Genomic DNA, 25,496 nt, shown 5'->3' on the forward strand with positions numbered 1-25,496 from the left:
CGAGCGGGTCGAGCAAGATGAAAAAAGCGTCACTGCGGATCACTGCTTCGAGCGACGGGGTCGGCTTCGGCGTCGTCATATCGGCGGGCGATCGCTCCAACGAACCGGTCCCGTTGGGGAGCCTCGGGGAGGTCCACCGCCTTCGCGAGGTCTTCGACCGCAACGCGAGCGAGGACGACCGCCGAGAGGCGGGCGACCTTCTGTATGAGGCCCTACTCGGGGGCGGTGTGGCGGACCATTGGGCCACCCTGCGGGCGGGTTGCACCGCGGACTCTCCGTTGCGTGTGGTCCTGGACATAGAGCCGGCCGAGCTCAGGTCATTGCCCTGGGAGCTCATGCGGCAGCGTGGCGCGTGGTTGTGGCGTCGCCCCGAGCTTCTGATGAGGCGCGGTGCTGCTGTGCCCGCCGTCGACGTCGGCATGCCGGAGGCGTGGCCGCTGCGCGTTCTGGTGGTCATCGGCACACCAGCGCGTGACGAGCAGGCCCTCGCTGAACAGGAGCTGGCCGCGTTGTCTGGTGTACTGGAGTGCAGGCCCGGCCAGGCTCATGTGGAAGTCCTGGACTGCCCGGACTCCGCCCATGAACTGGCGGAGGCAATCGAGGAACTGCGCCCCCACGCTGTGCACTTCATCGCCCATGGAATGCAGAGGGCGGGCGGTGGCAGCCCGGAGCTCTCGTTTACCACCGAGTCGGGGGGTGGCTGGCAGCTGTGCGCCGAGGACGTCGCCGACCTGACGCAGTGGCAGCCGCGGCTGGTGGTGCTCAACGCCTGCCATCTCGCCCAGGCAGATCCTGCAGATTGGGTTGGAGGCATCGCTCAAGCCTTCTCGGACACCGGCGCCCGGGCCGTGATCTCCATGCAGGCTGACATCAAGTCGTCCGCTGCCGTCGTCTTCACGCGGAGCTTCTACGAGGGTTTGGTGCGCGGCCTGCCCATCGACGAATGCATGGCAGCGGCACGATCCGCACTGGGCAAGCTACCGGAAAGAACAGGGGAGTGGGCTCTCCCCGTACTGCTCACCAGTACCGAGCCCGACGCCGTCCTGCCCTTGATAATCCGTTCTCCCGAAGGCTCCCGGCCGGAAGACATTCACCGCCACAAGCAGTACATCGATCTCCGCCGTTTTGTGGGTCAGGTCATGGAGCGCAGACAGGCATGGTGGGCGCTGGACGACCCGCGAAGCAACGACGGGATCCCGAAGCGCTCAGTGCTCGTGATCGGGGGACACTCCCACGGCGACTTCCGCCGGACGGGTAAGACCTGGCTGTCCAATTGGTGTCAGGCGACATGGTTCCTCCGCGGGCACCAGATCATCTCGGTGGACCTGTCATCCAGGCTCGCTGCACCGGGAGCGCGCGCCGGCGGTGGAACGAGACGTAAGGACTGGCTGACGGTGCTGCGCACGATCCGAGAGCAGGCAATCTCCTCGGATCAGCTCTGCTCGCTGCCGAAGGATGCCTTCCGCGACTTCAACGCGGAGTTGAACAGGCTCGTGGTCGGCCACGTACAATCGGTCGAGGGTGCGGGGGCCGGGCAGGAGGATGAGTGGAATCCCTTCAATGACGACGTCGGCCATGCGGATGAGCGCAAGAGGGACATCATGGCGGCTTTCGTCACCACCCTCCGCCGGGTGGCTTCCGACCAACCGTTGATCCTCGCACTCGATCACGCCGATCGGATCATGGAGGAGTCGCTCGGCGGTGAACTGTACGAGGGGCTGATTCGCCCTATCGCTTACGGCAAAGCGGCCCCCTTGCGCCTGGTGCTTGTCGCGCCCGACAATTGGATGCGACCGATAATCCCGGACGCCGACTCGCACGTCATCGGCCGTGTGCAAGTCGGTGACTTCAGGCGCGGGCAGCTGGTGCGGCTGGCCAGAGCGTACAGCCAGCGCCTTGGATGCGAGCCCAACAAAGCCACCATCGGAGTCGTGGAAGCTCTGGCCCGACAGCCGCAGGAGTACTTCGGCGTCGATCTGTTTGAATGCCTCACCCCGCACGTCGACCAGTGGGCGGCCGCGATCAATAAACTGGAGGCAGGGTGAGGAACACCACGGGCCTCTCGGCCGAACTCATCCGAAGGATGGCTGCCGGCGAAACCCCGCAGGAGATCATTCGGTCGTTTCTCCCACCGCCCTGGCGAGCAGTCCTGCGAGCCGGCGCCGCCGCGCGCACGTTTGACGCCAACTTGTACGAAAAGGTGCTCCGACCCTGGGCCATGAAATCGCACTCCGAAGTGCCCACGCTGGCAGAACTCATCGAAGAACGTGCGGTTGTCGTCGTTCCCGGAGAGCCGGAGAAGTACAGCCTCCCCGAAAGCGACCGGAATAGCTATTTCGCTGAATGGCACAACCCTGCCCAGCCCGATCTGTTCGCAACTCTGCGCATCCTCGAAAAGAAGATCGCCGATCACGCCCGCGAGGCGGGGGACGAACACGAGGAGCTACGGCACCTACTCCTGGCCGACCCGGAACGGGCGCTGACGCTGTTTGACGAGCACTTCGATCGCGCCGACAACCAACGTGACTTCGCGGCATGCGAGGACTACGTCGACGTGCTGAGGGATCCGGACCGATCCGCCCACCTCACGCCGGAATTGTGCGAACGGCTCCAGAACCGAACCGGCTACGTCAGGGCACGTTCCTACTGGGCCGCCGACTACGCCCGCTCCGCACAGTACCTTCCGCCGGACGACCTCCTCTGGGACGCCGACAAACTCTTACGTGGCGAATCACGGGTATGGCATTTGCATGCGGCCGGTGGTGCCGGGAAGACGATGATGCTTCGGTGGCTCGTCGCCCGGCGCTGGGTACCCGCGCCCAGTGACGTGCTGTGCGCACGCCTGGACTTCGACTTCATCAGCGCCAGGGCCGTAGGCCAGCACCCGTGGCTGATCCTGCTCGAAGTCGCGGAGCAGTTGAGCCGCCGTCTACCGAAGAGCGTGTTCGAACGGCTCGACGCCTACGCCACCTACCGTGTGCTCCTGGACCGCCGCCCCTCACGGCTGGCCAAGGACGTCGCACAGACCATCAACTCGCTCGACTCCGCCGCTGTGGAGGAACGCCTGCTGAGCGACTTCGCCGTGCGCCTGAACGAAGCGAGTGCCGGCCAGCCGTGTGTCCTGGTGATAGACACGCTGGAGGAGCTGCTACTCCACGGCACCGCCGAAGCCGAGCGCCTGCTCCATATGCTCACACGAATGCTCGACCGCTGCCCCGGGCTGCGGCTGATCATCGCCGGCCGGTACGACCTCCGCGAAAGCGTTCCCGACGCCATTCGCGCCTTCGACGATGCCGGAATCGAGCACAGGGAACTCAAGCCCTTCACCGCCCAACAGGCCCGCGCATACCTCTGTGAGAAGCGCGGAATCACCGACGGCGAACTGGTGAGGGCGGCGTTCCGGAAGTCCCACGGTCTCCCCTTCACGCTGGCGCTCTGCGCCGACGTCATCGACAGTGATCCCAGCATCACACCTGATGCGCTGACGTCCCATCAAGAGCCGCATCTGCACTACCTGATCGACCGGGTCGTGCAGCGCATCGACGACCGAGACGTGCGATGGCTGCTGCGCTACGGCGTGATCCCCCGCCGCCTCAGCGCCGAAGACGTCAGGACCGTCATGGCGCCCTGGATCGCGCGCGGGATCTTGGGCAGTGAAGACATCGACGATCCCCTCAGGGACGCCCACCACCTTCGGGGTAGGCCGGACGTCTTCCCCACCTCCAGCCAACCACCCGAAAGACTCGACGACGCCTGGCGGCGTCTACTGGACTACGCAAGCGCGTCGTCCTGGGTTTCCCGGCACGCAGGTGACGACTCCGTCGTCGTCTTCCACCCCAACGTCGTGGCACCCATGCGACAACTGGTCGCCCACCAGCCCGTCGCCCGGCATCTCCACCTGGCCTTCGCCCAGCGGTTTGACGACCTGGCACAGGCAGAGCCCCCTCAATGGATCAGCCACACCCGGGAAGGGGTCTACCACCGTTTTCAGGCCGGGGACCCGCACGCCGACGCCTTCTGGCGTCAGGCCGTCGACACGGCAGACAGGCACGGCCGGGTAGAGGACATGCGCGAACTTGCCGAGGAGGTACTGGGGCACGAGTACGTCGACGGCGACGCACCCAGGCAGCGCACTGGTAACGGCTTGCTCATCAGCCACGCGACACTGGCCGCCGCGCACCTGACCATCGCCACGAGCCTCGTTCTCAAACAGGCGGAGGAGACCACCTACAGCCCAGCCGACCCGATGTGGAACGAAGTCGAAAGCAGGCTGGCCCTCGTCGACCGACTGCGGAACACGGCTCCGTCCCCTTTCCCGCCCGACAGCGCCGAGAGCATCCTGAGAGCAAGCCTGCTCAGCGGCAAGAACATGCACATCGAGGCCCAGAAACTGATCCGCGATGCGCTGCCCAGGGAGACAGACGACCGGTGGAGAGAACGGCTCCAGGTCACCCTGGCCCGCATCCAGGCCGCAGTGAACGACTCCAACGCCGAGACCACATACCGCGATGCGCTGGCTACCGCACGGAGCGAGACCAGCCGACTCCTCATCTCCCTCGAACTCGCACAAGAGCTCGAGCGGCAAGGTCGCATCTCACAGGCATTCGAAATCGAGGACGCTGTGAGCCTCCCACAGGAGGAAGCGCCCGAGACTGAACAACCACGGCCAGGAACAGAGCGCGAGCGACTCGCCGCACTACGCACTCGTGCGACCCTGGCCAAAGCGCGAAGGCAACTCCAGGCGTTCGCGCCCACAGAGGCGATCACCACCCTTCAGCAACTCGAACTGTCCGCCGCCACCGGATCTCAACGCATGGAAACGTGCCTGCTCCGCGCCCAGGGATACCACCTTCTGGGACAGTCCAAGCAGGCACTTGACGCGCTGGACCACGTACGGAGACTGTCCACCGGCAGCGAGAGCCCCACCGCCTACCGGTACCTCGCCGCGAGCCTGATGAGAAAAGGGGCCATCGAAGGCGAACTGCTCGCGGCGGACTCAGCCCAGGAGTCCTTCGACCGCGCAGCCGGCCTCTGGAGCGACCTAGGCTTCCCCAAAGGGCATCCGCACTGCCTCCTCCTCTACGCCTCCTACCTGGCACGCCACCTCGGAGACCTCCGCCGCGCCGCTCAGGCCCTCAAGAACCTTCGAGCCGCAGACGGAAGGAACGAGTGGGCCGTCCAACGGGGACTGCTCTGGCGCGAACTCAGAACCCTGGGATACCAGGTGAGAGATGAAGACCTACTCGTGGTGCCCGCAGGCACACGCAACGAGCTCCTACGGGGAGGCGTGGCCGCGGCCCTCGGCTCCCACCAACGATCGGAACGCCTGGCCGAAGCCCTGGCAACCCTGCAACCGCCCCCGGCTCGGCTGACCGCACTCGCAGGCCTGGCCACGTACCCCACACCCCTCAACCCCGATCCATACACCGAGTTGGATCTACTCGCACCACTCTTCGACGGCATCGTCCAGCCCGCGGACACCGCGGCCGACCAGCAGGTACAAGTCCTGCGCCTGGCCGAGTTCGAACGCATCCGCGGCCGCGTCAAGCAAGCAGCCGCACTCGCCGACCGCGCCCACCGCATCCTCACCCGTGAAGCCCCGGACGACCCGCTACCCATCTGGCGCCGGGCCCGCTCCCAGATCAGGATGCAGGGCGAGGTGCGCCCCCAGACCAATCGGCGACTCATCCGTACAGCCCCCGAAGAAGCCCCACTGCTCGCCGCCGTGGGTCGGTGGCTGACCGCCAAACAGACCCACTCCCCACTGGTCAAAGAGGAGCAACTCAGCGCAGCAGCCGAGGCGCTGAGCCATGTACGTCAGGCCTCACTCTGGGAGGCGCACATCCTGAGACTCGTGGGGCAAACCCACGGGCAGGAGTCGATGTGGCTCGCAGCCGACCGCATGCTGGCCCGCCTCGGGCATCCGGAACCGTGGAGCCAAGCCTCCCGAACCGTGCACGAGCTGGCACGCCCACACGACGAACGCGTGCTGGCCATCACTACCGACACCGACTCCACACTCGACCACGAAGCCCTGGCCGAGACACTGCGCCAAGACTGGCGAACCGCCGCACAACAGGCAGCTCCGAGGCTCAGCAACGTGGCACTCGCCGGCCACCACGCCAGCAACACCCAAGTACAGTCCGACGACCCCGCCGCCCACGCATTCCCCTGGGAACTGGTGCCCGTCGCGGACGGCCTCGAAGACCGGGACACCGTGCTGTACCGGAACCTCCCGGACACCGCGGAGTCAGCCGACATCCGCGCACTACAAGCAGCCCTGCGAGCCATCTCCACCCCGGAACTCGTGGTCGACGGCCTGCTGGGCACGCTCACCGCCGCCGCAGTCGGCGCAGCACTCTCCAAGAACATCAGCGGCGCGGCCAGGACCGTCCTGTTCTCCGTAGGCGCAGCAGCCCTGTGGCAGCTGATGCGAGACAACAGAAGGCAAACACGCCCCCAACTCGGCGCCCGCACCGTCCTGCTCCTCGAGAACACCCCGGGCGAAGCAACCGCCGACCCCCGCCCGATGCGCCGACCACTCGCCGACGTGTACCAGAGCCAAGGCTGCGCAGCCCTCCAACTCGTCACCCCCGAGGCGCTCCCCACAACGAACGAAAGCGCACCAGCACTGCTCCACGTCAGCGCTCCACTGAAGGCGAAGGCGGGCTCCACGCCATACTTCGACCTCTCTCCCGTCGGCCTGAGCCACAGCGACCGTCTCGGAAGCAAAGCGTCCGGGTCCGATCTGGACCCGTCGAGACTCGTGCGATGGTTGGCCACGTTCGAGCCCGGAACGCAACCCCTGATCGTCCTTGCCCCGCCCCGACCCGGCTCGACGGCCGACATCCCCCTCCAGCTGGTCCTACGCAACCACTTCGCCGCCATGCTGTTCGCATCCGGTGTGACACCCGCGGTCATCTGCACCGGTCTGACAAGAACCCCAGACCTCCCAGCCATGGTCCTCGCCACAGGACTGCTCCGGGATGCGCCGCTGTTGGACCTGCACAAAGCAGTCCGAGCCATGCTTCTGCTCCACTCGGAAGACGAAACCACAGTCGACGGGAAGCGGCACAGGCAGACGCTGCAGAACCTCGACTGGAGGCACGACACCCTGACCGCGTTGTGCACCACGTTGTTCGCCACACCATCCGCACTGCGAATCTCCGAGCCGCAGCCCGAAACAGAGTCGGCATGAATGCCGGCAACAGTTCCCCGACGGCCCCCACCGGGCACGCGCCCGTCGGCTACCCCGCTCGCCGGGAGCACGAGATCCGGCACGTCCTCGGGGACTTCCACACAGAACTCGACGAGTGGAGCGAAGCAGTCCTGACCGAGGGGCCGCTCCTGAAGCACCGCTCACAGGTGACAGGCGCGACAGGCGTCCTCCGGGCCGCTCTCGAACGCGTGGAGCGCATGTCGGCGCCGGACCGATCACAGCGAGCTCCCGAGATCATGCTTGATCTGCACCACCTGTGGGACTTCTTCCGCGGCAAACTGCTGATCCGTCACCTGCCCCGCTACAAGTCCCTGCTCGACGTCTCGGACGAACTGGCCTGGTCCCTCTACGAGCCCGCACTCCGCGCGGCGGGAACCAAGGCGGGACAGTTCCCCAAGGAGCCGCCACTGACCTTCTTGAGCCGTCGTCCCATCCCCTTCGCCATGGCCCGAGGCGCAGACTTCGAGCCACTGCTTTCCCACGGCAGGCAGCGGACCTTCCACGGTCGCAGCGCTGCCCAGCACCTGCCGTTCCCCCTCATCGGCATCCCATGGTCCAGCGGCCGCCACCTTCCAGCACTCCTCGCAGTTGCCCATGAGACCGGCCACCACATCGAGGACGACTTCGGCCTGGCGCCCACGCTCAAGTCCCGACTCGCCGAACGAGCCGGCCTCACCCCGCAGCGATTGGCTCACTGGGAACGCTGGCTCGGCGAGACATTCGCAGACGTCTGCGCCACCACGGCATGCGGAGCCGCGTACCTCTGGACGCTGACCGACGCCCTCGGCCCCGCGGGCCCCGACGGCGAAGAGGGGTCAGGAGACTATCCGCCGGCCCGCCTGCGCGCCCTCGTCTGCCGCGCAGCCATGCCGCCGGGCACCGCCGGCCTCCTGCCGCCACTCCCCGGGCAACCCGACGCTTCGGACGATGAAGCAGAAGCCGTCGTAGCCGCCCTGACCGGAGAGGGAATGGCAGAACTCGACGGCCGCACGCCACAAGACCTCTTCGGCCTGCGCAGGCCCGAAGGCCTCACCCTCACCGTGGACCGACTGCTGAACACCTTGCCATCCAGCCGAGGGGACGTGCCAGGCATCCTCGCCGCGGCAACGCTCGCCTTCATGACAGCACCCGACAGCTACACCGAACGAGGGATAGGGGAACGCGCGCTCAACGAGGTACTGGCTCTCGTCACCCAGACCGCGCGAGCCGACACGGACCGCGACCTCCGCGCACAACGCGATGCAGCCTCGGGAAACGCCCTCTTCGACGCCCTCTCAGGACCGAGAAGGAGCAACCAGGGAGGCCAAGCCAGACGGCAGCAAGCGTGACATCGTCCTGACGACCAACGCCTATGACGGTGCCGGCAACCTCATCCAGGAGACCACCGGCGGAGTCCGCACCACCGTCACCCACGCCGTCGACGCCACGGGCCGCACCACACGCAGCACCCTCGACCCGACCGGCCTCAACCGCGTCACCACGTACGACTACGACGGCGACGACCGCATCATCCAGCAGACCCGGACGATCGACCCCCAGGCAAGAAGCTCACCGCGACCACCGACTACGACGCGGCCGGAAACCCCACCACGTCGACGCTCACCGAATGGTCCAGCACACGGATCACGACACAGACCTACGACACCGCGGCCTGATCACCTCCACGGTGAGCCCTCGTGGCAACGACTCCGGCGCGAATCCGAGTGATGGGCTGTCAGGTCACCTTCGTGTGGGTGGATGCGTTGTGCGATGTCTCCGAGGCCGTCCGTGATCTGTCGGATGCGCTGGGCGTCAGGAGATGGCTCCTTCTACCGGTCCGCGTGGGGAGCGTGTCGAGCTGCTTCTGGACGCTTTCCTTGTCCCGGTGCGCTTCGTTGATCCATTGGGTGACGACGGCGGGGTCGGCGCCGGCGACGCGGGCGGCCTGGTAGCGGGCGAGGCGGCGGTCGCAGCCCTTGATCGCTTTGCGGGGCTGGGCCTGCTCGGAGGTCGGTGTGCACGGGCTCCTCCCGTGTGATGACCGGTCCCGGATCCCGTGCCATCGCGGCCATTGCTTTCGTGAACCAAGGAGTGGCAAGCATATGAAGGTCGCCGTCACCTTTCCCAGCGCCGGTCTGCAGCTGGCCGGCATCCTGTTCACCCCGGACGACCACACCGGCGCCCCGCTGCCGGCCGTGGTGGTCTCCCACCCGGGCGGCGGTGTGAAGGAGCAGACCGCGAGCAACCACGCCGAACGGCTGGCCCGCGAGGGCTTCGCCGCGCTCGTCTTCGACGCCGCCTACCAGGGCGACAGCGAGGGCTCCCCGCGCGGTCTGGAGAACCCCTTCCAGCGTGCCGAGGACGTCCGTGCCGCCGTCAGCCATCTGTCGACTCGGGACGGCATCGACCCGGCCCGCATCGGCGCCCTGGGCATCTGCGCCTCCGGCGGCTACGTGCCGTTCGCCGCGCAGACCGACCACCGCATCAAGGCGGTCGCCACGGTCAGCGCCGTCGACGTTCGCAGCCTGCTGGTCGAAGGCCTGGGCCGCGGCCAGGGCCCCGAGGTCCTGCAGTCCCTGCTCGACCAGGCCGGCGCCGCACGCACCGCGGAAGCCAAGGGCGAGGCACCGGCCGTGCTGAACTGGGCCCCGGAAGGCCCGGAAGGCCCGGAAGGCCCGGAAGGCCCGGAGGGTCTGGAGGAAGCACCGACCCTCTACCGGGAAGCACAGAACTACTACCGCACTCCGCGGGGTGGTCACTGCAACTCGAACAACGAATGGCCGCTGCGCAGCATCGACCACATCGCACAGTTCGACCCCTACGCCATGATCGAGCTCATCGCGCCGCGCCCCGTGCTGATGATCGTCGGCTCCGAGTCGGACACCGCCTACTTCAGCCGTGAGGCCATCGGGAAGGCTCGGGAGCCCAAGGAACTGTTCGTCGTCGACGGCGCCACCCACATCTCCCTGTACGACCAGGACGCGCACGTCGTGCCCGCGGTCGCCAAGCTCGCCGACTTCTTCGGCCAGCACCTGACCGCGTGACACACCCGAGCACCTCGGCGCCGTCCTGCAGCGGATCGCAACAATGAAGAGAACGGAACAATGCAAACGGAATCTGTGCGTTTCAAGAATCGGACCTGGGATGTGGCGGCTGACCTCCGTGTCCCGGACGGGTTCGATCCGGCGGAGAAGCACCCGGCCATCGTCTGCGCCCACCCGATCAGCAGCTGCAAGGAGCAGACGTCGGGCAACGTCTACGCCGAGCGACTGACCGAACTGGGCCAGGTGACGCTCGCGTTCGACGCCTCGCACCAGGGACAGAGCGGCGGTGAGCCCCGCTACCTGGAGGACCCGGCCACACGTGGAAGACTTCCGCTGTGCGGTGGACCTCCTGGTCACGCTCGACTACGTCGACGAGGACCGCATCGGCGTCGTGGGCGTCTGCGGTGGTGGCGGCTATGCCGCGACGGCGGCGAGGACGGACCGCCGTATCAAGGCGCTGGGCACCGTGGTAGCCGCGAACTACGGACGGATTGTGGACGCTCACGCAATTCCCCAGCCAGAAGTTCACGATCTTCCCCAGGGGGATCCCGGAGTCCGCATCGCGGGCGCTGCCCATTAGAGGTGGAACACCGACGTTCGCTATCGCCTTCTGCCTCGGCCGAGCGGGCTGATAGAACCCCGTCATCATGTATCGCTGGTCGGCCGGGGCCGTCAGAACCGCCCCAGCAGTCGACAACTCCGGTCGATCACAGGTTTCTTCCACTCTCATACATGGCCAGCTCTTCGGGCGTGCCGTTGAACGCGGGGCCGCAGTTGGACGGCAGTCGCTCCACGACCATCGTGATCGCCTCCTGTGCTGTATCAGCTCTCCCGATCTTCTGAGTCCGCGAAGGTCCCTCAACGTAGTACGGCCCGGCGTGGCCCGGGCCGGCTGTTGTCGGGCCGATGTAGGGCACGTCCCATGTCCAACGCTGCTCAGTGCAGCGGCTGAAGTGCAGCTCCCACATCCCAACCCAGGGAAAGAGCTGCCGTAGCCGTGGCTCAGCGTATGCCGCCGCAACCAACTCAGCGCTGACCCGATCGGAGTCGAGTAGCTCCTGCCATGCCGCTTCCACCTTGTCTGCGCCTGAAGCGTTCGTCGTCATGCTCGAATTCTCCACTGCGGTCAGGTTGGGTGGGCGCGGTGAGGTCGGGAGCGCTATGCCGCACGATCGAGTATCCGGGCTACCGCGTCGTCGAAGCCCCGACCGAGGGGGGCGTCCCGGTCTGCAAAGTTCTCGCCCCGGTGCTCGCCTCCAGACGTGCGGACGCTGAGCCCCCTCGTCCAGCCGTCTGAGCCGCACACCGAACCGCCGTCCGGACAGGGGTGGGGAATTACGTGAAGCCGAAGGTGTGACCCGTGGGGAATTACTTGACCGTCGACACGGATCATGCGCGAGGGCAACCTCACCCCTCACGCGGCGCTCGAAACGCTCGAAGCGATCTGCAGGCAGCGTACGGCCGAGGCACGTGGCGCGGAACCGCTGATCACCACCTACATCCCCGACTCCCCCGAGGAGCGGGAGCAGGTCGGCGTCTCGGACGTCGACATCGTCAACGCTGTGGACTACTACCGCACGTCCCGAGGGCAGAACTCGAACTCACCGAACAGGCTGCGTTTCTCGGGCCTGCAGGCGGCACTGGATTCGACGCCTTCCATCTGGCAGAGGTTCTGCTGACGCAGCCCCTGCAAGTCATCGTGGGCGACGTGCCGGGTGCGTTCGGTTCGTACCGAGGCGGCTGGGAACTCTTCGACCGGGCCAGGTCGGACCGGAAGAACATCTTCGTCGTCGAGGGCGCGAGCCACTACGACCTGTACGACCAGCCGGAGTACACCACCCAGGCGCTGGAGAAGCTCGAATCCTTCTTCGCGGACACCCTGTAGACCGAACGCTGCGCCGGCCCGACCGGTGTCTGCCGAAGGGCGGCTGCCAGAACGACCACCCTTCACCCACCCGGCCGGGTGCTGGCGATCACAGCACCCGGCCGACCGAACAGGGAGACCATGTCGCCGGCAACCTCAGCGGGGAGAGCCGACAGGAGTGGCCCGAGGCCGGCAGCAAGGGGCTCTACCCGACATTCCGAACCGGGTTCCAGGGCCGCTACGTGCGGTTCCTGGGTGGCTGGCCGTTGCCGGGCGGGTGCTGTCCGGGGCCGGTGGGGTCCTGTGCCAGCGGGGTGGGGGACAGGATGGTGTCCTCTTCCCCGGGTTCGAGGAGGGTGTCGGCGGCGCCGATGATCAGCGGGTCGGGTGTGCCGACCGCTGCGGGGTCTTTGCGGGCGTAGTCGACGCAGGTGAGCAGATGGCGGATGGCCTCGAGCCGGGCGCGCCGTTTGTCGTTGCTCTTCACCACGGTCCAGGGTGCCCCGGTGGTGTCCGTGGCGCGGAACATGGCGACCTTGGCCTGCGTGTAGGCATCCCAAAGGTCGAGCGAGGCGACGTCGGTGGGGGAGAGTTTCCATTGGCGGACCGGGTCGACCTGGCGGATCGCGAACCGGGTGCGCTGCTCGGCTTGGGAGACGGAGAACCAGAACTTCACCAGGCAGATGCCATCCTGCACCAACATCTGTTCGAATACGGGGCATTGCGTGAGGAAGAGTTCGTACTGCTCGGCAGTGCAGAACCCCATCACCTTCTCCACGCCGGCGCGGTTGTACCAGGACCGGTCGAAGAAGACGATCTCGCCGGGGCCGGGGAGGTGGGCGACGTAACGCTGGAAGTACCACTGTCCGGCCTCCCGAGCGGTTGGTTTGTCGAGTGCCACGACACGGGCCCCGCGCGGGTTGAGGCGTTCTGTGAAACGTTGGATCGTCCCGCCCTTGCCGGCGGCGTCGCGGCCTTCGCAGATGACGATCAGGCGCCCACCGGTGTCCTTGATCCATCGTTGCAGTTTCAGCAATTCGATCTGCAAGATCCGCTTGGTGCGCTCGTATTCTCTCCTGGGCACTTTGTGGCTGTAGGGATAGTTCTCCCGCCAGGTCCGGATCGGCAGGCCCTGGCCGTCCAGCAGTACCGGCTGCTCGGGTCGCCTGCCGTCCACGCTCAGCCCGGCCAGCAGGTCTCTCTTCTCTCCCACGGCTGACCTCCTCTCCGGGGCCACGCACCGTGCCACCATTTTCGCGCCGCCTCGCCGCGGCTCGCGCGTTGGTCCCAGGGTCTTCGCCGGCAGGGGAAAGCCACAGGGCCCAATCCGCTCCCGGCCGGCTCCGAACCGCATCTCATCCTCGGCGTTTCAGTGCGTGTGTCACGCGTGGCAGTTCCTCGTGCACCAGACGGCCGACCAGCGCGCCGCCGAAGACGACGACGCCCACGCCGACCAGCCAGGTCTGGATGACCAGGACGGTCCCGATGGCCCCGTAGGTGACAGTGTTGGATGCGATCATCGGCGAGAAGACGAACCGGGAGAAGACTCTGAGGCCGAGCAGTCCCATCACGGTGGCCACGGCGCCGGGAAACAGGGCCCGCCACCGGATCCGCCCGCCGAGCAGCATGCGCTGGGACCACCACAGGAACAGGACCGCGCTCAGTGACGCGACCGCTCCACCCCCCAGAGGCCTGCCCCGCAGAGTCGTCGTGGCGGAGAGGAAGAGGTATCCGGTGAGGACTCCGAGCCACACAACGTGCCGCCACCTGGCCCGCCAGTGGGCGGGTGGCAGGCCCCAGACCTTCTCGTAGCCGGCCTGCACCGCCGCTGCAAAGGTCAGCCCGAAGGCCGCCAGGGCCGCGATGCCGAACGCGGTCGTGGTCCGCAGTGCCTGGCCGGGCCCGGTGAACAGCTCTTCCACCTGTTCCCTGGAAGCCGTCGACACGCCGAGCCCTTCCCCCAGCCACTGTGCGAACCCGTGCCCTTGCTGGGGATCGCCCGAGGAGACGATGATCAGCAACGGAACCAGCGTGAGGAATCCGAGCGCGGCGAAGCCCAGGGCAAGCTGCCCCAACTCCAGGTCGCTGCTCCGCCGCCATCCGCGCCCGACTGGGGAATGGCTGACGGCACGGCGCAGCCGTCCGAGCAGAGACGAACGGTCGGCGGCGCTGGAGGGCTTCATCGGCATGCATGTCGACTACCACGGCCGATGCCGACTCTGCTGACGGCACGGCGCATGGCCAAGCAGCGGTCAGATCGGTCGACCGCGGCGCGGCGTCGCGGGTCCCCGGTCCGATCTCAGGACTGGCGGTCGCGCCATCCACGGGCCGGTGCTCTCACGGTCGGTGTCCGCTTCCGCGTGTGAGGTACCTGGATGCGCTGTCCGTCAATGGCACGGCCGATGGTGCAATCGATGGTCGACGAGCGGGGTGAGACCCCTGAGGGCGTCGTGCGCCGGGCGGGAGGCCGTCGTGGTGCTGCCGCGGCGGGGACGGCGCGGGCCATTGCTTCGAGCGGCATCGGCGGTGGTGTTCGGGGGAAGCGTCAGCGGGGCGAAGTGGGCGTCGTCGACGCGGTGATGACGGCGTCTCGTCGCCCACGGGGGGCGGGGCGAGGTGACGACGCGGTGGTCGACGACCAGGCGGGTGGGGGAGGTTGTTCCAGGCGGATGCGTCCACACCGGCGCGGGTGAGCGGTCCGAGGTGCTCGGCCGACGCGCCGATCGGCGTGGGAAGTTCGGTTTCGTTGTTCCGTGCGTTCGGGTCCCCCGCACGTCCAGGATTCCCTCTCGGAAGCTTGTGGTCTCCCACCGCGGCAGAGCGCAATGTGCGTGAGTCCGCCGTCGTTTCGGTCCCGCTGCCGCCCTCGTGCAGCACACCTGCCGCATCGTCCGCCGGAGAGTACCTGATCGAGCCGGTCAGAACCCGGTGAACAGGTGTACAGTGAAAGTACCGGGAGTACTTCGCACACCGGCTTTCATGCGGGTGTCGTTTCCGGCGATCACGAGAAACCGGGCTGCCGACGGGCAGCCCGGGGGCAGGTCCGCACCATGACCACCACCCTCGACCGGACCGCGCCGCGCGACCTCGCCGCAGAGCTCCCGGCACGCTTGTCCCTCACCCCGAAGACCACCCTCGCCGGCCAGCTCGACGGGGCCTGGTGGCCCCGTTCACGCGACCTCGAGGCCGAACTTCCGCCACTCGCGGCTGCGCTCGACGAAACCTGGGGCCGCATCACGCGCGTCACCGTCAACCCCGCCCACTGGCCCGTCATCGCGCGCAAGGTGTCCGTCGCCGGGCACATCGTGCACGTGGGTTGGTTCACCGAACAGCATCCCGACAAGCTGATCCTCCTCTCCTACACCACCGGCCGCTGGGACCTGCTGGTGATCCCGCCCGAGACCGAACCCCGCGCCGCTGCCCGCCTGATGGCAGCCGCGGCGGTCCCCGGCAGCGTCCTCACCGCCGGGGCTCTGATGGCAGACGAAGCCACCATCGGGCGCGGCATCCGCGACGCCCGAGGCCGGGAAGCCGACTGGGAAAGCGAAGGCGGAGCCTGCATGTCCCCCTTCGGCTTCCCGATGGGCAGACGCGCCCTCCCGCTGCCCGGAAACACCGGGAGGTGAGGTCGTGGAGACCCTCGTCCTCATCGCAGCGATCATCCTCGCGACCGGAGTCGGAGTGCGCCTGATCCACCTGCTCAACGCGCAGCACGACGCCCGGATCGCCGCCTACCACTACAGCGACCCCCTACCGAGACCTCCCGGCCGGCCGGACGGCACCGGTCGTCGAGCCCACCACACGGTTGCCGACCGGTGAAGGGCGGACCTTCCTCGACCGGGGGCAGCGAGTGGGGCGCCATGGCGCCCCACTCGCCGATCTCTCGCCCACTCCGAAGGGAACACACCCACGTGAAGTACATCGAGACCCAGACGACGCCGTCGCCCGGACTCGCCGAGGTCCGGATCATCGCGCACACACCCGAAGCCGCCCGCGCGGTCGCGGAGGTGCTGCGCCGCTGCTTCGCAGGCGCGGAACAGCGCAGTTACCCCGGGCTCGACGGGGACACCCGCCTCCACCTCACCGTGGACACGGCGACCCCCGCCGGTTCCTGGCCGGCCGCCAGCCGGAGCTCCGCCGGCATCGGCGCCCACTCCGACGAGGTCTGACGGGCCGGAAGGCCGGAGCCCCCGCGACAGGACGCGCTCAGGGCCGGAGCGCATCCGAGGGCTACCGTGAACAGGTGCTCCGGGTCCGTACGCAGTCGCCGAAAGGCAGCAGTCGTCCCGTACGGGGGTGCGGACACCGTCAGCCGGGCTGGGGGCGGCCGAAGAGGAGGTCGTAGCCCGCGGGGAGCTGGAGCAGGATCTGGCCCAGCAGATCGTCGCCGGCGGCGTCGGCGACGGCGCTGAGGACGGCGCCCACGTCCCACGCCGCGGTCTGTTCGGTGGCCCCTTCGATCCAGGCCGCGGTCGCCCGCACGAACCGCTCCGGTGACAGCGGCTCGGCGCTCTGCAGCGGGTTGAGAAGGATCAGGGCGAAGCCTTCCGGCAGACGCGCCGCCAGCTGCGCGCGTACGTCGCCGACCAGGTGTGCGCCCAGCAGCGCGAGCACCACGCGCGCCGCGCGCTCGGTCTCCTGCAGGGAGTCGTACTCGCCGCGTTCCTTCACCTGGTCGAGGAACGCTTCCCGTCGCACCGTCACGTCGGTCGCCACCCCTTCCTCGGTCCATGGGGCGCGGAGGACGGGAGAGGGGAACGGATACCCGTCCTCCGCCGCTGCTTCAGCTGTCGCCGGTCCGGCTCAGCCGGAGATCTCCTTGTGGCCGGACCCGATGCCGATGGCGATCTTGCGGGGCTTCGCCCGCTCGGCGATCGGGATCCTCAGGATGAGCACGCCCGCGTCGTAGTCGGCCCTGATGTGCTCGGTGTCCAGCGTGTCGGCCAGCACGATCTGGCGGGAGAAGACGCCCAGCGGCCGTTCCGACAGCTCCATCTGCACGTCGTCGGCCTTCGCCACGGGACGGCGTTCGGCCTTGACGGTCAGCATGTTCCGTTCGACGTCGATGTCGATCGCGTCCGCGCTGACGCCGGGGAGGTCGAAGGCCACCACGTACTCGTCACCCTCGCGATAGGCGTCCATCGGCATCGGGGAAGGTCGCGACCAGGTGCCCGGGCCCATCAGCTGCTGCGCCAGCCGGTCGAGCTCACGGAAGGGGTCGGTGCGCATCAACATCTTGAGACACCTCCAGAAGGTTCGGGCAGTTGCTGCCAATGCGCCTCACTGAAACCGTTGTAACATGTCATCCAACGGATGACAAACATGGTGTCGTCCAAAAGATGACAGCCCTCGAGGGAGGTGCCCATGACCCCGCCCCACCAGCCGGCCCGACCAGGTACCGACGCCATGAGCCCGCGGTCGTTCCTCGCCGCCGCGGCCGCCCTGGAGGCCATCGACGAAGCCCTGCACTCCGCCCGGAACGGACTCGCCGGCCCCTCCGACGCCCACGTCGGCCCCGAGCAGGCCCTGGCCTCCCTCCTGCTGCTGCGCCAGGTGCGCGAGCAGCTCGCGGACTGGGAGACCGGCCTCATCGAGACGGCCCGCCACGCAGGAGCCAGCTGGGCCGACCTCGCACACCCCCTCGGCGTCGCCAGCCGCCAGGCCGCCGAACGCCGCTACCTGCGCAACCGGCCCGGCCCCGCCGGAACCACCGGTGAACAACGCGTCCAGGCCACCCGCGAACGCCGCGCCGCCCAGCGCACCACCGCCTCCTGGGCCCGCCGCAACGCCGCCGACCTGCGGCGCATCGCCGGGCAGATCACCGCCCTGACCGACCTGCCCACCGCCGCCCGACTCCCGATCAGCCAACTCCACGCCGCACTCGCCCACGACGATCCCGCCGACCTCATCCACCCCCTCAACGCCACCCGCCCCTACCTGACCACCGCCCACGCCGACCTCGCCGCACAACTCGACACCCTCACACCCCCCTGATCCGACCGCCCCGTGGGGAGGGTCGGTGGAAGTGACGCGTCGATGAGGGCGCCGGCGCGAGGGGGGTGGCGACAGCAGCGGCGCCGTGCCGGCGGGCGAGTCCTCCCGCGTCTGCCGATGGCGCGCAGGCGCCGTTCGGCGGCTTCACGGCTGAGGGGGCCGACCGCCGGGGCGAGCGGCGAACGGCCCGGGGTGTCCGGCGAGCAGGACCCCACGGCCGGGCCTGCGAAGACCGCGGAGACAGCACACGGTGCCTCCCGTACCCTCGTCACCACCTGGAGGTGGGCTGCCGCTAGCGGCAGATTCACTGGCTGCCTCGGGAGTGTCGCACCTGGAATGTCAGCCGGTCCGAGGTAGAGGTCTGAAAATGAGCAACCAGGACACCGTGGGCGAGGCCGCGCCATTCGACGTCGACTACGAGGCGGTCTTCCGCGCGATGCCCGGACCTGCGCTGCTGCTCACCCCTGACCTGGTCATGGTGGACGCGAACGACGCATTCCTTGAACGGTCCGGCCGCGACCGCGGGGATCTTGTGGGCCGTTCTGCATTCGAGGTGTTCCCGGTGGACCCCGCTGATTCGGACGCACCGGGCAGCCGGCTGCGCGCGTCGGTGGACCGGGTGCTGACCACCGTACGGCAGGACACCATGACCCTGCGGCGGTACGACCTCGAGTCGCCCGGACGGGCGGAACCCTGGGAGAGGCGATTCTGGACTCCGGCGAACGCGCCGGTTCTCGGCCCGGACGGGCGGGTGGCACTGATCATCTCCCGGGTGGAAGACGTCACCGAACTGGTCCGCATCCGCGCCGCCTTGCGCGAGGCGGGCAAGGCCCTCAGCGATGAAGAGGCCATGACGGCCGGGCTGCTCTCGCAGTCCCAGGATCTCCAGGAACTCAATGAACGGCTGCGCCTCGCCCACGCGCGGGAACGCGAGATCGCGGTCAGCCTGCAGCGCGCCATGCTGCCGAGTGTCCCTCTGGGCTTCGGCGAGGTGGCGGTGCGCTACCGCCCTGCAGTCGGTTCCCTCAACGTGTGCGGTGACTGGTACGACGTCCTCGACCTCGGTCAGGACCGCCTCGCTGTGGCTGTCGGTGACGTCGTCGGTCACGGTCTGGAAGCCGCCGGGGTGATGGGCCAGCTCCGCAGCGCCCTCAGCGCCGCCGTCCGCGCAACAGGTGAGCCGGCCACCGCCCTCAAGACACTCGCCCTGCAGACACCCACGATCGAGGGCGCCGTCGCAGCCACCGCCCTCCAGACGATCGTCGACCGGACCGCCCACACCATCACCTACAGCCGCGCCGGACACCCGCCACCCCTGCTCCTCCACCCCGACGGCTGCACTGCCGACGTCCTGGACGAGGTCGTGGACCCTCCCCTCGGCGTGTGGGACCTGGACGCGGTCAGAAGCCAGGCATCGCTCGCATACGAACCCGGAGCGACGCTCGTGCTGTACACGGACGGACTGATCGAACGCCGCGGCGAGGACATCGACACCGGCCTGGCGCGCCTCACCGACAGCCTCACCCAGCACTGCGGCCTCGGCCCCGAAGCCCTCGCCAGCGCCCTGCTCGCCGACCTCCATCCGCGCGGCAACAGCCCGGACGACGACACCGCCTTGGTCGTCGTCCGGTTGTGAGCAGCCACCGCGACGTGACGGCGACCACCACTGCTCCGACAACCTCGCAACGCGGCGGTCCACCGTCCGCGTCCGCACCGCATCGGTCGCGCCGCCGCGCGGCGTCCGCCGCCACCGCGTACGGAACAACGACCGCGACACCACCGTTCCGTCACGACCGAGGCCGCGTCCTGGAAGCCGAGCCCCGGGGACGCATCGCACACCACCGCTGACACGCGTACGCCCCCGGGGCCGGCCGGCCGCCGGAGCGGGGAACCAACTGCGCCTACGACCAGGCCACCGGCATCCCGCCGGCAGCCGCACCGACACCATCCAGCCCGTCCCGTGCCGGAGGCGGTACCGCCGGTGCGGGGCAGGTCCTTCCTCGCCGCCCGGAGGTGGTGTGCGACACGAAGGTGCTCCGAGACCAGGACGCCAGGGCGTGTGGCCACAGTCCCTCCTGGCCCGCGACGCCTGGCACGCACGCACGCTCGCTGCGTTGTCGGAGTCGTCCACGTACGTCCAGTACGAGGACGATCCTCCGTCCTGCGATCGCCCGCACCGGACGCCGCAGACCCCGCGCTGCGGGCGGCCGGAGCTGCTTCGCAACACACCTAGATGCGGGCGAACTTCCGGCTCTGGTCGGCGAACTCCTGGGTCATGGCGCTGCTGACGGTGGGTCGGGTTTCGCGGATCGTTTCCAGGTAGGTGTCGGTGGTGGGGTGGAGCCGGGTTCCGGTGTCGAAGGTCCGCTCGAACTGAGCCTGCGAGACGGTGCGGGCGACGTGGGCGATGTCGGCGGGGGTGAACCCCTCACTGGCCGACGCGAGTGCCGCGCAGTCGGCCTCCGCGCCTGCTCGTGCCAGGTAGCTCTCCCACAGCGCGGTCCTGGCCGTGTGGTCGGGAGGGCCGATGGGCAACACGTAGTCGAAGCGGCCGTGGCGCAGGAAGGCCGGGTCCAGTGTGGTCACGTTGTTGGTGGCGCAGACGAGCAGCCGTCCGTCCTGGCCTCGGAACCGGACGATCGCCTTGAGCAGCTCGTTGACGATGCCGACCGCGGTCGCGTCCGCGCCGCTTCGTGTGCCGGCGACTTCCTCGACCTCGTCGATGAAGACAAGGACATGGTCGAGCTGGGCGATCTCGTCGAAACGCCGACTCAGCCCGGCCGCCAGCCCGTACTCGGCGGCGAGGCGCGCCGGGAACAGTTCGAGGAAGGGCCACGCCAGACGACTGGCGATCGCGCGGGCGAATGTGCTCTTGCCCGTTCCGGGTGGTCCGAACAGCATGACCGCGCGGGGCAGTTCGACGCCGTGCTGGGCGGCCATCTCGGGGTGGGCCAGCGGCAGGACCAGGCGGCGCTCGATGAGCTGTTTCTCGTGTCGCATGCCTGCGACCCTCTTCCACAGTCCTCCAGGCGGCAGCTCCGCTCCGAGAGAGGACAGCATGCTGATCGCCTGGGGGGTCACCGGCCCGCGCTGCTGGAAGAAGACCAGGCCGGATCGGGCTTCGAAGTCGCAGTTCCGCAGGGCGTCGGCGCCGGTCTCTCCTTCGGGCAGGACCGCGTGCACCGTGCGTACGCCCTCGGCGAACAGCCGGTGCTCGAGAGCCGTGATCAGGGCACTGCCGAGGCCCAGGTGCCGCCAGGTCGGCGACATGCAGAGGCGCAGGATCCACGCCCGGTCGCCCTCCAGCCTGCTCACCGCAGCACCGACCACCACGTCGTCCGCCACCGCCACCACGGCCGGATCAGCGGCTTGGAGGGCCGCCACGGCGTCGGAGAGCGGAAAGAGCGGCGGCTCCCCCGTCGTGCCGCTCTCCGTGTCGACACGGATCACCGCCTCGAGATCGTCCTGGGAGTAGTCCCTGATGAGCCAGCTCGTCATGATCAGCTCCGCGCGTTCGACCGTACCTCCATCATCAGCTCCCGCCCGGGGTGCGACGACCGGGCGTCCCCCGTCGCCTCCCGCCCGGTGAATCCCACGGGGTGCGCGCCACCGGGCCACGTCGCCCCGGGCGCCGGGAGACCGTGCCGGGCACCGACGACGGGCCTTGCTCAGGCCCGTGTGGGCACGGTCCCCGGCGGAGGAACGGGCGGCACCCGGCCAGGGCCGTGCCCGCTCCGCAGCGAGCGTGGGGTCCTGCTGCCCACCATGAGGTGGGCCGGAACGGCACGGCGTCCTCATCATCCGACCGAGGCGATCGAGAACGGGCCGAGGACGGGCCGCACATGGGCCCCGAGGGCGGCAACCTGCGGGTGGGCTGGATCCGTTCGAGAGCCGGGGCCTCGGAGGGACGGCTCGCGAGAACCCTGCGGAACTCGGTCAGGGCAGGCGGTCGCGGTTCCGGTGCGGCTTCCCGGTCGGCAGCACCGCCGCACGTGGCGGTGAGTCCACCTGCCGGTGTCAGGCGCGCGACCGGGCCGCATCTGGGCGTCGTACGCCGGCGCGCCCTTCGAGCACCCTCGGGGCGGCGGCGGACACCGAGCGGTGAGGCCTCGGTCAGCACGACCCCCGCGGCACCCGCGACGACCGTCGGACTCGGATCAGTGGGCGCGGGCGCCGGTGTGGGTGGTGAGGCGGTACTCGACGGTGAGGGGGAGGTTGCCGAGGTCGAGTGCCTGACGAAGACGGGGCAGTCCGTGGGTGGTGAGGCGATGGTTGATGGCGGCCGGATCACCGTCCTGGTCGGTGGTGATCACCAAGGCGAGCATGGGGTTCTCGTGGGATCCGGCGAGCGTGGCGCGGGCGTCGCGGACGCCGGGGTGCGTGGTGACTTCGCTCAGGAAGGGGACGGTGGCCGCGTTCGCGGCGAGTCGGGTGCTCCCTTGCTCGGGGTTCTTCTCAAGGTGCCAGGTGTGGGCTTTGGGGCGTCGGGCCACCTGTGCGGCGAGCCAACGAAGGGCGAGCAGTCCGAGCACGATGGCGGCGGCCGCCGTGACCCACAGGACCCAGGTGGGTGGGGCGGCGGCGTCGCCGATGAGTGGGGCGCCTCCATCGAGGAAGGTGAGTCGGCTGAAATGGGCTGCCACGGCGAAAAGCCCTGCGGCGAGCAGGACGACGCCGAACACGGCGAGCAGCGCGCGGTTGAGTCGGGCCGGGCGGTTGAGGCTGGTCATGGCGCGTTCCTGGGCGCACGGAGCCGGATTCTCGATGCCGGCCTGTTCGATGGGGCTATTTCGTCCAGGCGCCGATCGAGCGCGCCGCGGACGGCATCGGTGAGTCCCGTGGTGTTGGTCCGGTCGGTGCGGATGCGGGCGACGATCGTGCGGCGGCCCAGCCTCACTCTTGCTCTGGTCACCCCGTCGACACCCGCTGCCGTGCTCCGCAGGGCATGGCGCAGGCTGCGCCTGGTGACGCCGGCGTCCACCTCACCGGTCAGCGGCAGGACGGTGGGTTTCCCCGGCAGGAGCGAGGCGAGCAGAAGGAGGAGGCCGAGGAGGACGGCCGCGACACCCGCGCCGAGAACGGCGGTGTCGTTCCAGTGACTGCTGTGCAGGCTGTCGATGACGGATCGGTGGCTGATGAGCGGGCTCTGCCCGGCGATCAGTTGGATGGCGACGACGGCGGTCAGGACGCACGCGGCGAGCAGGACCAGGGCGGTGAGGGTGGCGGGGACGGTGCGGCGGGGCCGGCGTTTCATTGGACTCTCCTGGATGGGGAGTCGGCACTGCGCAGGGCGGTGACGTCGATGTCGACGCGGGTCACGGTCAGTCCGGTGAGTTCCGCCAGGCGGTGCACCAGGCTTGTGCGGGCGTTCTCGGTGGCGCGGGCGACGGACTCCGGATAGGCGACGGAGAGGTGAACGTCCAGCGCAGCGACCGAGTCGCCGGTGACTTTCGCGGTGACCCGGGCCGAGGAGCCGGATCCGTCTCCGCGTGGCGCTGTGCCGAGTATCCGGCCGGCCGTTCCACCGATGTGCTCGACTTCCGTCAACACCCGGGCGGCGATGCGTCCTACGGCACGGTCGGAGATCGTTGTCCTGCCACGCTGCGCAGCACAGGTGTCCGGGTCGGCGTCAGTGGACGGTGCGGTCGCGGTGTCCATGGAAGTTGTCCCTGTCACGGCCGGTGAGTTGCGCAAGGTCGAGCTTGCCGTCGAGGTAGCGCCCCACCAGCAGTCCGACAGTCCCGAGGACGAGGAGGACGAGGAAGGCTTCGAAACCGCCGAACGCGGCGGCGAGGCCGAGGACGAGACCGGTCAACAGGCCGGTCTGAGTGGATGTCATGTCGATTCACCTCGAGTGTGCGATGCCGGCCGTGCGGCAGGGGACCGCGGGGTCCGCGAGTCCGCCCGGAGGCCGGACGGAATCCACGACGCCCCGCGCGCGGTGTGACGGGCTCCTGCGGGTGGCGGAGCCCCGAGCGCCGCTACTGGACACGGTCGCCCGGGCCCTGGTCGGCGCCGTCACCGTCGTCGGCGGGCAGGTGCACGTCGTTGACGTTGATGTTGACCTCGACGACTTCCAGGCCGGTCATCTGCTCGACGGAGTCGATGACGTTGTTGCGGACGTCCTTGGCCAGATCGGGTATGGCCACGCCGTATTCGACCAGCATCTGGAGGTCCACGGCCGCCTGCCTCTGACCGACCTCAACGGAAACGCCCTGTCCGGCACTGGCCGAGGCTCCGGGGATCCGTCCCTTCACCGCGCCGAACGCGCGTGCCGCTCCGCCTCCCAGCTCGTGTACGCCGGGTACCTCACGAGCGGCAAGACCGGCGATCTTCTGGACGACGACGTCGGCGATGGTGGTGGAACCCTGCCCGGACGCCTGTGCAGTGGAGGCATCCGGTGCGCCGGCACTCCTGTCGGTGCTGCCTGCGCCGAACGTCGAGTGTTCGGCGGTATTCGTGGTGGCCGGGTTCGTCATGGTGCGCTCCTCGGTTTCGTGGCTCTCGACGGGGCGGGTTCGCGCTCGTCTACCTGAAGGACCCGTACCAGGGGAGAACGTCATGGCCTCCTGGCCGCTGCCGTCGCTCGCGTGACCGCGGCGAGGGCGCCGTCGTCCACGTCGGTGACGACCAGGCGCAGCCGTGCGTCATTCCAGCGGGTCCCCTCGAGCGCCGTGGACAGCGCGGCCTCGGCCGCGCGCAGGAGCGGGGGGAGGGGGAGAGCGAGGGCGACGACGCGGATCTCCACGAGGTCGTCGTCGATGCCGACGGCCAAGGCGTCGAGGTTCCACGGCACGCCCGCCCCGCCGGGGGAGGCGGCGGGAGAAGCCGGACGAAGACCGGGGATCCCGTCCAGGACGGACAGAAGTGAGCGTGTCAGCTCTGATCTCGGGGTCATCACGTATCCGTCCCGTTCACGTGGACGTCCATGATCGACACCGTGACGGCCTGCGGTACGAGGCCGGTGGCAGCGGCGATCGCGCGCCTGACCTCGCGCTGGACGGCCCGTCCCACGATGGCGGCCTGGTCCTGCCCCGAGGTGACAAGGTCGAGGGAGACGCGCGGCCTCGAGGGGACGGCGGTGTCGTCGAGCGTGACTCTGACGCCCTCGGTCGGGGCCGGAGCAAGGCCGTTGATCTTCTGGCGTGCCAGCCGCGTCCACTGGGAGACGAGCCCGGTCAGGCCGGGTTCGAGGCGCACGACGCCGGGGACGCCGAGAGCGGCCCGGGCGGCGACGGCGGCGATCACCGGCTCGGCGATGACCCACTGGGCGCGGGAAACCCCGGCCTTGTCGTCCGGCACGGTCGTTGTCATGGCGGCCACCGTGTCCTCGTGCAGCAGTCGCTGTCCTTGCGCTGCAGTCGCTCTCAACGGTTTGCTGCCCGATCCGGGGGGC

At 68.9% G+C, this 25,496-nt stretch carries 25 protein-coding genes; 12 read left to right on the forward strand and 13 right to left on the reverse strand.

From position 1 onward, the window contains the following. The first annotated feature begins 17 nt into the window (after positions 1–17). The 5 genes from QRN89_RS29740 to QRN89_RS35655 all read left to right on the forward strand — a co-directional run bounded on the left by QRN89_RS29740 (position 18) and on the right by QRN89_RS35655 (position 10,822). Positions 18–2,045 (forward strand): CHAT domain-containing protein, encoded by a 2,028-nt coding sequence (locus tag QRN89_RS29740; protein WP_290352501.1) that lies wholly within the window; start codon positions 18–20, stop codon positions 2,043–2,045. After that, complete coding sequence (locus QRN89_RS29745; RefSeq protein ID WP_290352502.1) at positions 2,042–7,198, forward strand: hypothetical protein; 5,157 nt, start codon at positions 2,042–2,044, stop codon at positions 7,196–7,198. Before QRN89_RS29740 ends, QRN89_RS29745 begins: the two co-directional genes overlap by 4 nt. After that, the gene (locus QRN89_RS29750) at positions 7,195–8,547 is read left to right on the forward strand and encodes a hypothetical protein (RefSeq protein ID WP_290352503.1); all 1,353 of its coding nucleotides are present in this window, start codon (positions 7,195–7,197) and stop codon (positions 8,545–8,547) included. Before QRN89_RS29745 ends, QRN89_RS29750 begins: the two co-directional genes overlap by 4 nt. Before the next feature lie 753 nt (positions 8,548–9,300). Continuing rightward, on the forward strand, positions 9,301–10,242 hold the full coding sequence (locus QRN89_RS29755; RefSeq protein ID WP_290352505.1) for an alpha/beta hydrolase: 942 nt from the start codon (positions 9,301–9,303) through the stop codon (positions 10,240–10,242). 319 nt (positions 10,243–10,561) lie between these two features. Then, positions 10,562–10,822, forward strand: coding sequence for a dienelactone hydrolase family protein (locus tag QRN89_RS35655; RefSeq protein ID WP_356948669.1), 261 nt, complete (start codon positions 10,562–10,564; stop codon positions 10,820–10,822). Positions 10,823–10,949: 127 nt separating this feature from the next. Here the strand turns inward: QRN89_RS35655 and QRN89_RS29765 are convergent, their stop codons facing one another. Continuing rightward, entirely contained in the window at positions 10,950–11,348 is a 399-nt protein-coding gene (locus QRN89_RS29765) for a DUF6193 family natural product biosynthesis protein (RefSeq protein WP_290352506.1), read from the reverse strand. Between the two features lie 285 nt (positions 11,349–11,633). Between QRN89_RS29765 and QRN89_RS29770 the strand changes: the two genes are divergently transcribed. Beyond that, complete coding sequence (locus tag QRN89_RS29770; RefSeq protein WP_290352507.1) at positions 11,634–11,921, forward strand: hypothetical protein; 288 nt, start codon at positions 11,634–11,636, stop codon at positions 11,919–11,921. A gap of 29 nt (positions 11,922–11,950) precedes the next feature. Beyond that, positions 11,951–12,127, forward strand: coding sequence for an alpha/beta hydrolase (locus QRN89_RS29775; RefSeq protein WP_290352508.1), 177 nt, complete (start codon positions 11,951–11,953; stop codon positions 12,125–12,127). A gap of 217 nt (positions 12,128–12,344) precedes the next feature. Here the strand turns inward: QRN89_RS29775 and ppk2 are convergent, their stop codons facing one another. Further along, positions 12,345–13,358, reverse strand: a complete 1,014-nt coding sequence (gene ppk2, locus QRN89_RS29780; RefSeq protein ID WP_392859176.1) for a polyphosphate kinase 2 — start codon at positions 13,356–13,358, stop codon at positions 12,345–12,347. Between the two features lie 103 nt (positions 13,359–13,461). Further along, positions 13,462–14,295, reverse strand: a complete 834-nt coding sequence (locus QRN89_RS29785) for a YhjD/YihY/BrkB family envelope integrity protein (protein ID WP_290352510.1) — start codon at positions 14,293–14,295, stop codon at positions 13,462–13,464. Positions 14,296–15,156: 861 nt separating this feature from the next. Here QRN89_RS29785 and QRN89_RS29790 point away from each other — a divergent pair. From QRN89_RS29790 to QRN89_RS29800, 3 genes are all read left to right on the forward strand, one after another. Then, a complete protein-coding gene (locus QRN89_RS29790; protein WP_290352511.1) occupies positions 15,157–15,732 on the forward strand; it encodes a DUF5994 family protein in 576 nt (191 codons plus the stop codon). 4 nt (positions 15,733–15,736) lie between these two features. Next, positions 15,737–15,925, forward strand: coding sequence for a hypothetical protein (locus QRN89_RS29795; RefSeq protein ID WP_290352512.1), 189 nt, complete (start codon positions 15,737–15,739; stop codon positions 15,923–15,925). A gap of 92 nt (positions 15,926–16,017) precedes the next feature. After that, positions 16,018–16,275, forward strand: coding sequence for a hypothetical protein (locus tag QRN89_RS29800; RefSeq protein WP_290352513.1), 258 nt, complete (start codon positions 16,018–16,020; stop codon positions 16,273–16,275). Positions 16,276–16,414: 139 nt separating this feature from the next. Here the strand turns inward: QRN89_RS29800 and QRN89_RS29805 are convergent, their stop codons facing one another. Both QRN89_RS29805 and QRN89_RS29810 read right to left on the reverse strand, forming a co-directional pair. Continuing rightward, positions 16,415–16,810: a DUF2267 domain-containing protein gene (locus QRN89_RS29805; RefSeq protein WP_290353915.1), complete on the reverse strand. Its 396-nt coding sequence runs from the start codon at positions 16,808–16,810 to the stop codon at positions 16,415–16,417. A gap of 99 nt (positions 16,811–16,909) precedes the next feature. After that, positions 16,910–17,341, reverse strand: coding sequence for an Hsp20/alpha crystallin family protein (locus QRN89_RS29810; protein WP_290352514.1), 432 nt, complete (start codon positions 17,339–17,341; stop codon positions 16,910–16,912). A 129-nt stretch (positions 17,342–17,470) separates the two neighbouring features. Here QRN89_RS29810 and QRN89_RS29815 point away from each other — a divergent pair, with 129 nt between their 5' ends. Then, positions 17,471–18,100, forward strand: a complete 630-nt coding sequence (locus QRN89_RS29815) for a type III effector protein (RefSeq protein ID WP_290352515.1) — start codon at positions 17,471–17,473, stop codon at positions 18,098–18,100. 367 nt (positions 18,101–18,467) lie between these two features. After that, on the forward strand, positions 18,468–19,736 hold the full coding sequence (locus QRN89_RS29820) for a PP2C family protein-serine/threonine phosphatase (protein WP_290352516.1): 1,269 nt from the start codon (positions 18,468–18,470) through the stop codon (positions 19,734–19,736). Between the two features lie 593 nt (positions 19,737–20,329). Here the strand turns inward: QRN89_RS29820 and QRN89_RS29825 are convergent. From QRN89_RS29825 to QRN89_RS29860, 8 genes are all read right to left on the reverse strand, one after another. Beyond that, entirely contained in the window at positions 20,330–21,598 is a 1,269-nt protein-coding gene (locus tag QRN89_RS29825; protein WP_290352517.1) for an ATP-binding protein, read from the reverse strand. A gap of 659 nt (positions 21,599–22,257) precedes the next feature. Then, positions 22,258–22,830 (reverse strand): Asp23/Gls24 family envelope stress response protein, encoded by a 573-nt coding sequence (locus QRN89_RS29830; protein WP_290352518.1) that lies wholly within the window; start codon positions 22,828–22,830, stop codon positions 22,258–22,260. Then, positions 22,827–23,354 carry a DUF6286 domain-containing protein gene (locus QRN89_RS29835; RefSeq protein WP_290352519.1) on the reverse strand — a complete coding sequence of 176 codons (528 nt, stop codon included), beginning with the start codon at positions 23,352–23,354 and terminating at the stop codon, positions 22,827–22,829. Before QRN89_RS29835 ends, QRN89_RS29830 begins: the two co-directional genes overlap by 4 nt. After that, positions 23,351–23,758, reverse strand: a complete 408-nt coding sequence (locus tag QRN89_RS29840; RefSeq protein WP_290352520.1) for an Asp23/Gls24 family envelope stress response protein — start codon at positions 23,756–23,758, stop codon at positions 23,351–23,353. Before QRN89_RS29840 ends, QRN89_RS29835 begins: the two co-directional genes overlap by 4 nt. Then, the gene (locus QRN89_RS29845; protein WP_290352521.1) at positions 23,730–23,939 is read right to left on the reverse strand and encodes a hypothetical protein; all 210 of its coding nucleotides are present in this window, start codon (positions 23,937–23,939) and stop codon (positions 23,730–23,732) included. The genes QRN89_RS29840 and QRN89_RS29845 overlap by 29 nt, the downstream gene beginning before the upstream one ends. Positions 23,940–24,081: 142 nt before the next feature. Continuing rightward, positions 24,082–24,579 carry an Asp23/Gls24 family envelope stress response protein gene (locus QRN89_RS29850; protein WP_290352522.1) on the reverse strand — a complete coding sequence of 166 codons (498 nt, stop codon included), beginning with the start codon at positions 24,577–24,579 and terminating at the stop codon, positions 24,082–24,084. 80 nt (positions 24,580–24,659) lie between these two features. Further along, positions 24,660–24,998 (reverse strand): hypothetical protein, encoded by a 339-nt coding sequence (locus QRN89_RS29855; RefSeq protein WP_290352523.1) that lies wholly within the window; start codon positions 24,996–24,998, stop codon positions 24,660–24,662. Beyond that, positions 24,998–25,414 (reverse strand): Asp23/Gls24 family envelope stress response protein, encoded by a 417-nt coding sequence (locus tag QRN89_RS29860; protein ID WP_290352524.1) that lies wholly within the window; start codon positions 25,412–25,414, stop codon positions 24,998–25,000. Before QRN89_RS29860 ends, QRN89_RS29855 begins: the two co-directional genes overlap by 1 nt. Between the last annotated feature and the right edge of the window lie 82 nt (positions 25,415–25,496).

This window comes from Streptomyces sp. HUAS CB01 (assembly GCF_030406905.1).
Lineage (GTDB): Bacteria > Actinomycetota > Actinomycetes > Streptomycetales > Streptomycetaceae > Streptomyces > Streptomyces chengbuensis.